This window comes from Ancylomarina sp. (assembly GCF_041555295.1).
Classification (GTDB): domain Bacteria; phylum Bacteroidota; class Bacteroidia; order Bacteroidales; family Marinifilaceae; genus Ancylomarina.
Window position 1 is genome coordinate 1 of the sequence record NZ_JBFFKR010000436.1, and the last position, 2,054, is coordinate 2,054.

Genomic DNA, 2,054 nt, shown 5'->3' on the forward strand with positions numbered 1-2,054 from the left:
AATTTCTTTATAAAGATTCAAGTTCTGTGTGTACTCGTTTTCCTTTCCGGAATTGTGACTGCACAGAATGTTGACCGTATTTATGAAAGCCACGAATTAAATAGTGAGCATTTGCTTGTAAAGACCAATGATGGTCATTACCAGATTAAGTTCTACGATGAGAATATTGTAGAAACCAGTTTTATTCCTTCTGGGGAAAGTTTTAGTCCTGAATCTCATGCTGTTGTTTTGAAGCCAGGTGAAGTTAAGGCTAAATTAACTGACAGCAAGTCTGAATTGACTTATGTAAGTTCTGGAATGGTAGTTTCATTAAGCAAATCACCTTTTCAGATCAGCTATAGCTACAAGGGAAAGCAACTGATTTCTGAAAAGCGAGGCTATTTTGCGTCTGACGAAAATGAAAACCTTGAGTTTAATCTTGATAGTACAGAATCCCTAATGGGAGGTGGTGCCCGTGTTTTGGGAATGAACCGTCGTGGCAACAGACTGCAGCTTTATAACAGAGCACACTACGGTTACGGAACCCGTTCTGAATTGATGAACTATACCATGCCATTGGTGATTTCCTCGAAGCGATATGCCGTACATTTCGATAATGCACCTATTGGCTTTCTAGACTTGGACAGTCAGAAAACAAATACCCTAGCTTACGAAACCATTTCAGGAAGAAAAACCTATCAGGTGATTGCAGGTGATACCTGGCCCGAATTCATGGAAGAATTTACCGATCTGACAGGGAAGCAAGCCCTTTTGCCTCGTTGGGCTTTAGGAAATTTTTCATCTCGTTTTGGCTACCATTCCGAAAAGGAAACACGAGCTACTGTAGAGCTATTTAAAAAGGATAGCATTCCTTTGGATGCGATTATTTTGGACTTGTTCTGGTTTGGAAAAGAAATGAAGGGGAATATGGGAAACCTTGAATTTACAAGAGATTCTTTTCCTAATCCTAAGCAGATGATGGCTGACTTTAATAAGCAAGGTGTTAAAACCATTTTGATTACGGAGCCCTTTGTTTTGACCACATCGAAAAGATGGGACGAGGCAGTTGAAAATAAAGTTCTGGGTACCGATTCTTTGGACAATCCCTTCAAATACGATTTCTATTTTGGAAATACTGGATTAATTGATGTCTTCAAGCCTGAAGCGATTGATTGGTTCTGGAATATCTACAAGGAGCAAATAAATAATGGCGTAGGCGGCTGGTGGGGCGATTTAGGCGAACCTGAGGTTCATCCCTCAGCCTTGCAACATATCAATGGATCTGCTGACGAGGTTCACAATATTTATGGACATCAGTGGGCTAAACTGGTTTTCGAAGGCTACCAAAAAGATTTTCCTAATCAGCGACCTTTTATTCTGATGAGAGCTGGTGCTGTGGGGTCACAACGTTATGGTATGATTCCATGGTCGGGTGATGTGAGTCGTTCATGGGATGGCTTGAAACCACAAACTGAGATTTCCTTACAAATGGGACTGCAGGGCATTGCCTGGATGCACTCGGATTTGGGTGGTTTTGCCGGTTCCAATTTAGATGATGAATTGTATGCGCGTTGGTTGCAGTATGGTGTATTCCAACCTATCTTCCGACCACATGCTCAGGAGGATGTGCCTTCTGAACCTGTATTCCGTGAAGCTAAAACCAAAGCCCTGGCTAAGAAAGCCATTGAGTTAAGATATCGCATGCTGCCTTATAATTATTCTCTGGCACACGAAAATTCGGTATCGGGTATGCCTTTAATGCGTCCTCTGTTTTTCAAGGAGCAGGATAACGCCAAACTTTTTGATATTTCGGATACTTACATGTGGGGAGATGCCTTTTTGGTTTCTCCGATAACGGATGCCAAGGCGACAACAAGAGAGGTTTATTTTCCAGCGAACAATACCTGGTTCGATTTCTATACTGATGAAATGATTGAAGGAGGTTCAGCTAAAAAAGTTGAAGTCTTTGAAGATCATATTCCCGTATTTGTACGAGCTGGTTCATTTGTGCCTCTTGCTAAATTGGTGCAGTCAACTGTTGACTATTCAAGCAAGCAAATCGATTTGCATTATTA

At 41.3% G+C, this 2,054-nt stretch carries 1 protein-coding gene; it reads left to right on the forward strand.

Features of this window, described 5'->3' with window-relative positions:
• Positions 1-2,054, forward strand: a 2,054-nt coding sequence (locus ABY905_RS16840; protein WP_372645990.1) for a TIM-barrel domain-containing protein, incomplete at both ends; no start/stop codon positions are given.